4 protein-coding genes are annotated in these 6,586 nt (G+C 61.4%); 2 read left to right on the forward strand and 2 right to left on the reverse strand.

What is annotated here, in order from left to right; genetic code table 11:
- Positions 1 to 22: 22 nt before the first annotated feature.
- Together AC6I8F_RS22515 and AC6I8F_RS22520 are read left to right on the forward strand one after the other, a co-directional pair.
- Positions 23 to 550, forward strand: coding sequence for a (2Fe-2S)-binding protein (locus AC6I8F_RS22515; RefSeq protein ID WP_374710389.1), 528 nt, complete (start codon positions 23 to 25; stop codon positions 548 to 550).
- Positions 544 to 4,113: a molybdopterin cofactor-binding domain-containing protein gene (locus tag AC6I8F_RS22520; protein ID WP_498029028.1), complete on the forward strand. Its 3,570-nt coding sequence runs from the start codon at positions 544 to 546 to the stop codon at positions 4,111 to 4,113. Before AC6I8F_RS22515 ends, AC6I8F_RS22520 begins: the two co-directional genes overlap by 7 nt.
- A gap of 21 nt (positions 4,114 to 4,134) precedes the next feature.
- On the opposite strand, the gene AC6I8F_RS22525 is transcribed toward AC6I8F_RS22520, so the two are convergent.
- Both AC6I8F_RS22525 and AC6I8F_RS22530 read right to left on the reverse strand, forming a co-directional pair.
- Complete coding sequence (locus AC6I8F_RS22525) at positions 4,135 to 4,719, reverse strand: nucleotidyltransferase family protein (protein ID WP_058770416.1); 585 nt, start codon at positions 4,717 to 4,719, stop codon at positions 4,135 to 4,137.
- A 53-nt stretch (positions 4,720 to 4,772) separates the two neighbouring features.
- Positions 4,773 to 6,149 (reverse strand): aldehyde dehydrogenase family protein, encoded by a 1,377-nt coding sequence (locus AC6I8F_RS22530; protein ID WP_498028923.1) that lies wholly within the window; start codon positions 6,147 to 6,149, stop codon positions 4,773 to 4,775.
- Positions 6,150 to 6,586 lie beyond the last annotated feature (437 nt).

The following is a 6,586-nucleotide window of genomic DNA, read 5'->3' on the forward strand; positions in this document are numbered from 1 at the left end:
GCTAAGGCGGTTAATAATGAAAATGCTGGCACATCAGACTGCCACACCGGTTTCACCTGCATCCACGTGCCATTACGCCCTTGAGGTGAACGGCGCGACTCACTCCATCAGCAGCTATCGCGATACCTCGCTGCTGCTGGTGCTGCGTAATCAACTCCAGCTTAACGGACCCAAATATGGCTGCGGCCTGGGCGAATGCGGCGCCTGCACCGTGCTGATCGATGGCGTTGCCGCGCGCGCCTGCGTGATCCCGGCGTATGGCGTGCGTCAGCGCGCTATCACCACGCTGGAAGGCCTGGGCAACCGCGAAGCACTGCACCCGGTGCAGCAGGCGTTTATTGAGGCGCAGGCCGCACAATGCGGTTACTGCCTTAACGGCATGATCATGACCACCGCCGCGCTGCTGCGCGCTCAGCCCTGCCCTGATGACCGGCAGATACGTGCCGCGCTGAGCGGTAATCTGTGCCGCTGTGGCACCCATCAGGAGATTCTGTGCGCGGTGAAGCGCGCCATCACTTTATGCCTGCAGCAGGCGGAGGCGGCATCATGAGTGCGGCTAACGTCCCCACGCAGCAGCAGTTGCTGGCAGCCAGCGACGTCCTGTTGATTGTCGATGAGATTCAGCCACCGCCAGGGCTGGTACCCAAAGGCCAGACGCCGACGCTGAAAGCCAAAGAGCGCGCACTGTTTCTGGCTATTGACGGTTCCGGCAGCGTCTGGGCCTTCAATGGCCATGTCGATCTCGGCACCGGGGTGAAAACCGCGCTGACGCAAATCGTCGCCGAAGAGCTCAGTCTGCGCATGGATCAGGTACAAATGGTGCTGGGCGATACGCTGCGCGTGCCCAACCAGGGTGCCACCATCGCCAGCGCCACGTTGCAAATTTCTGCCGTACCACTACGTAAAGCGGCTGCAACGGCGCGCCAGTGGCTGTTACAGCAGGCCGCCGCGCGCTGGCAACTGCCGGTGGAGAGCATCACGCTGGACGGCGGTTTCCTGCAGCACCCCGGCGGTGAGCACCTGTCATTTGCCGAACTGGTGCAGCAGCAGCGCAGCATCGTGCCGATTGATCATCAGGTAACACTCAAGCCCGCCAGTGAATATCGCCTGGTTGGTACCAGCTCGGCGCGGGTGGATATTCCCGCCAAAGCCACCGGCGAACTGACGTGGGTGCATGACCTGCGCGTGCCCGGTATGCTGCACGGCCGGGTCATTCGTCCACCGTATGCGGGCTATGACACCGGCAGCTTTGTCGGCACCTCATTGCTCAGCATTGACGAAAGCTCGATCGCGCATCTCGAAGGCATCGTGAAAGTGGTGCAGATCGCGGATTTTGTCGGCGTGGTGGCCGAGCGCGAGGAGCAGGCCATCGCCGCGATGGACGCGTTACAGGTGCGCTGGAAGCCATGGGAACACAGCCTGCCAGACCTGCGCGATATCGAACAGGCTATTCGTGATAATCCCCGCACCTCGCGCGTGGTGCATGACAGCGGTGAAGTGGATGCCGCGCTGGCGAATGTCGCGCAGCGTTTTACCCGCAGCTATGTCTGGCCTTATCAGCTGCATGCGTCGATTGGCCCTTCCTGCGCGGTGGCCGACTATCAGCCTGATTCGCTGCAGGTGTGGAGCGGCACGCAGAACCCGCACCTGCTGCGCGCCGATCTGGCATGGCTGCTGGAGAGGCCGGAAGAGACCATTGAAGTGAACCGCATGGAAGCCGCCGGTTGCTACGGTCGCAACTGCGCCGATGACGTGGCCGCCGATGCGGCGCTACTGTCACGCGCAGTAGGCCAGCCTGTGCGGGTACAGCTGACGCGCGCCCAGGAACACGTGTGGGAGCCGAAAGGCACTGCACAGCTGATGGAGGTGGATGGCGGGCTGGACGCGCAGGGCAATCCGCAGGTGTATGATTTCACTACATCTTATCCGTCCAACGGCGCACCCACCCTTGCGCTGCTGCTGACCGGCCGCGTCGATCCGGTGGCGCTGGCGTATGAAATGGGCGATCGCACCTCCATTCCACCTTACGATTTTCCCCATCTGCGCGTCACCATTGAGGACATGGCGCCGATTGTGCGCGCCTCGTGGATGCGCGGCGTTTCAGCCCTGCCCAACACCTTTGCCCATGAATCCTATATGGATGAGCTGGCCCACGCGGCAGGCGTCGATCCGGTGGAGTACCGGCTGCGCTACATTCAGGACGATCGCGCCGCCGAACTGATGCGCGCCACCGCTGCACGTGCAGACTGGACGCCGCGCACCGCCATTCAGCAGACCGCCAGCGAACCCGGGATTTTGCGCGGACGCGGTTTTGCCTACGCACGCTATATTCACAGCAAATTTCCCGGCTTCGGCGCCGCCTGGGCTGCCTGGGTCGCGGATGTCGCGATTGATAAGCAGAGCGGCGAGATCGCCGTTACGCGCATCACCGTGGGCCATGATGCCGGCATGATGATCAACCCGGAAGGGGTAAAGCATCAGATTCACGGCAATGTCATTCAGTCCACCAGCCGGGTGCTCAAAGAACAGGTGACGATTGAAAGCAACCTGATCGCCAGCCAGGAATGGGGCAGCTACCCGATCCTGACGTTTCCGGAAGTGCCGGATATCGACGTGATGATGGTGCCGCGCCCGCACGAACCGCCGCTCGGCGCGGGGGAATCCGCGTCGGTGCCCAGCGCCGCGGCCATCGCTAACGCGGTTTTTGATGCCACCGGTATCCGTTTTCGTGAATTGCCCATTACCGCTGACAAACTGCGTCAGGCGCTGAACGGCCCCGATCCGCAGCCGGAGCCACAGCTGGCCGCACCGGCCCAAACCGCCCGCCGCCGCCGCCGAAAATGGGCGCTGGGTGGCGTAACAGGATTGCTCGGCCTCGCCGCTGGCGTGGCGATTAACGCGCTGCCGTGGCGCGCACCGATTGCGCCCGTGACACCCCCGGCCGCCGGAAGCTGGTCGGCAGAGATGCTGGAACGCGGTCGTCAGGTGGCCGCCGCCGGTGACTGCGCGGTATGCCATACCACGGAAGGGCGCGCGACCAATGCCGGCGGCCTGAAGATGGAGACGCCGTTTGGCACGCTGTACACCACCAACATCACGCCGGATAAACAGACCGGCATCGGCAGCTGGTCATTTAACGCCTTCGATCGCGCCATGCGCGAGGGCATCAGCCGCGACGGCCATCATCTCTATCCGGCGTTTCCCTACACCAGCTTTCGCCAGCTGAGCGAAGGCGATATGCAGGCGCTGTACGCCTGGCTGATGTCGCAGCCGGCGGTACAGCAGGCACCGCCAGAGAACCAGATGCGCTTTCCCTATAACCTGCGCTTCCTGATGGCGGGCTGGAACGCGCTCTACCTCGGGCGCGGCGAATACCAGCCTGACCCCCGCAAAAGCGCCGAATGGAATCGCGGTGCCTATCTGGTGAACGGAGCCGGACACTGCGGTGCCTGCCACTCGCCGCGTAATTTGCTGGGCGCGGAAAAACGCGGGGACAATTTCCTCGCCGGTGGCTGGGTCGACGGCTGGGAAGCGCCCGCGCTTAATCAGCTGAGTAAAGCCCCGCAGCCGTGGACGGCGCAGTCGCTGTATAACTACCTGCGCAGTGGTTACGATGCGCAGCACGGCGTTGCCGCCGGACCAATGGCTCCGGTGGTAAGCCATCTCGCCACCCTGCCGGAAGCCGATGTGCGTGCCATGGCCAGCTATCTGGCAGACATTAATGGTCAGGCAGCGCGCCCTGTCGCTGTGCCGGCGGCAAAACCGGCATGGAACACTGCTGCGGGGGAACGGCTGTTTAAAGGCGCCTGTCAGGCCTGCCACAGCGCCAGCGAGGGCGGACCGCAGTTGTTTGGCGTCAGCCCATCGATGGCCAACAGCAGCAGCATAACCAGCGCGACGCCGGATAATCTGTTACAGGTGGTATTGCACGGTATCGACAAACCGGCAACCGATGCGCTCGGTTATATGCCTGGCTTTGCCGCCAGCTTGTCGGATAAGCAGGTTGCAGATATTGCCGCCTGGCTGCGCCAGCGCTACGCACCTGACCAACCGGCGTGGCAGAATCTGAGCGAAAAAGTGGCGCAGGTGCGCGCTAATCCCGGCAGCCACTGACCGATTCAGGCGCGCTGCAGGTCAGCGGCTTGCCCCGGATCGTGGCAGATCCGCGTCGCGGATCGTGCCCTGATGGGCCGGCAGAGTGATGAGAATGGCCGGGTCGAGCAGCGCGCGGGCACCGCTGTCGCCCTGCAGTTGAGCGAGCGCCGCGCCATAGTGCGCGGCAAATCCCACCGGGTGGCCCGGCTGGTTTTGCCAGCTGAGCCGTACCTGCGGCGCACCGTTGCGCAGCGCCTGCGCCACGCATTGATGATCCTCCGCCCTCACCCACGCCATATCACCGGGTACGATCAGCCAGCCATGCCAGTGGGCGGTGGCCCGCACGCCAGCGGCAATGCTTTCACCGCTGCCGGCGCTGGCAATAGTGCAGGTCGCGACGCCGCACTGCTGTGCCAGCTGTTGAATAGCGCGATCTTCCGGCCGGATAATAAGGAGAAGCGGCAAACCGCTGCGCTGCGCCTGCTGCAGCGTCAGCTTCAGCAGCGGCTGAGGCACGCCATTATCGTCAGGATACGGTGCCAGCAGTTTGTGCCCGGTACCGCCGGCCTGACGAAAGCGGCTGCCGAGACCGGCAGCAAGGATGAGAATGCCTGGCGTCTGCATACAAGGATTGCTTCCGGAAGTTGGGGCGCACAGTATGGCGCGCCCCGGCCGGGTTAGCGACGGTTTTTCCACACCGTCTGGATGTTACAGAACTCGTGGACGCCGAAGCTGGAGAGTTCGCGGCCATAACCACTCTTTTTCACGCCACCAATAGCGACGCGCGGATCTGAGGCGCCGTTGCCGTTGATAAACACCGCGCCGGTTTCCAGCTGCTCTGCCAGTTCCTGCGCCAGCGCTTCATTGCCGCTCCACACGGTGGCGCTCAGGCCAAACTCGCTGTCATTCGCCAGCTGCAGTGCATGTTGCGCATCGCGCGCGACGGTGATCGCCGCCACCGGCCCGAAGATCTCCTGACGAAAAGCGGTCATCGCGGGCGTGACGTCGGCAAGAATGGTTGGCGCATAATAGTTGCCGATGCCCTCGATCTTGTGGCCGCCCAGCACCAGACGTGCACCCTGCTGCAGGGTTTCCTGCACCTGATGATCCAGTTCATCACGCAGATCGTAGCGTGCCATCGGACCGATATAAGTCTCTTCCTGCAGCGGATCGCCCACTTTCAGTGCCTGCACGGCTGCGCTGAAACGCGCCTCAAACGCTTCTGCGATGCTCTCTTCAATGATGAAGCGTTTGGCTGCCATACACACCTGCCCGCTGTTCTGGTAGCGTCCTGTGACCGCTGAGGCCACTGCCGCATCCAGATCGGCATCCGCCAGAACGATAAAAGGATCGGCGCCGCCTAACTCCAGCACGGTTTTTTTCAGTACCGCACCGGCCTGTGCGGCGATAGCCCCACCAGCACGAACGCTTCCGGTCACGGCGATGGCCGCGACGCGCTGATCTTTAATGGCGGCAGAGACACCGTCGTTATCCACGTTGATCACGTTGAATGCACCACGCGGCAAATCGGTTGCGGCAAACAGTTCCTGCATCAGCCAGGCGCAGCCCATGACGCTCGGAGCGTGTTTCAGCAGGTAGGTGTTGCCCGCCAGCAGCATGCTGACCGCGCCGCGCAGGACCTGCCAGTAAGGAAAATTCCACGGCATCACCGCCAGGATCACACCGAGTGGACGAAACGATTGCCATGCCTGCTGGTTTTCCACCAGCGTGGGCTGATCGGCCAGCATTGCCGGTCCGTGTTCAGCATACCAGTCACACAGGCTGGCGCATTTCAGGACTTCGGCACGCGCCTGCGCAATGGGTTTACCCATTTCCAGCGTGGCGAGCGTAGCCAGTTGATCCTGACGCTGGCGCAGCTGCTCACCCAGTTGACGCAGTACCTTCACGCGCTGTGCTATCTCTGTGTTACGCCACTGCGCAAAGGCGCTGGCGCTTTGCTGTAAAGCCGTTTCCAGCTCGGCTGCACTCTGCAGGGGATAAGTGGCAATGATTTCGCCGCTGGTGGGATTACGTGAAATAACGTGATCAGTCATAAGATGCCTTCGTCAGATAATCGGGTTGATCAGAGTGGGATCTACCTTACGTCAGCTATCAGGTGATGAAAAATGAATAGATGAGAGCAAGTTGTTCACCTGAAATGAATTGAGAGACAGCGCAGGCCTGAAGATTTTCACTTTCCACCCTCACAGGGTGATTTAAAGACGTAAGCGAATATTCTGCAGGTTACGCTTATCAGCATCAGTCGCCTCAACGGGTTATCCACTTATACAGTGACTAGATCTTAAAGAAAGATCATAAAGAGATCTAAAAGAGATCCTAAGAGATCCCCGATCGCGGCAGGCCGCACCCGACAAGGGCTGAGAAGGTGATCGTGTTCACTATAATCAGTAAAGTATCCACTATAGTCAGTACTTTATTCACTATAGACAGTAGAATGTTCACTATAAACAGTGTTAATGTTCACTGTAAT

This window comes from gamma proteobacterium symbiont of Axiagastus rosmarus, from assembly GCF_059730925.1.